Origin of the sequence: Streptococcus sp. HMSC067A03, from assembly GCF_001814295.1 — a bacterium.
Classification (GTDB): Bacteria; Bacillota; Bacilli; order Lactobacillales; family Streptococcaceae; genus Streptococcus; species Streptococcus constellatus.
Map to the genome: position 1 here is coordinate 1 of NZ_KV815663.1, position 241 is coordinate 241.

1 pseudogene is annotated in these 241 nt (G+C 30.7%); it reads left to right on the plus strand.

From position 1 onward, the window contains the following. Positions 1–2: 2 nt before the first annotated feature. Positions 3–241: pseudogene (locus tag HMPREF2963_RS06605) on the plus strand (plasmid replication-like protein); the annotation flags it as partial.

Consider the following 241-nt stretch of genomic DNA (forward strand, 5'->3'; position numbering starts at 1 on the left):
TAATTCAAAAAGCAAAGGATGGCAACTGTCGCCCATTATTAGAAATAATTATTCAAAAATTAGAAGAACATGATATCATTGCCAAAGAAGCATATATAATCAAACACGATAAAGACAAAGTAACTATTTGGAATCCTGACAAGATGAAAAATGAAATTAACGATAAAGAAGAACACGTACATGCTCTTCTAAAATTTGAAAAAGGGGCATCATTAAAGAAAATCGCTCTTGCTATTGGTGT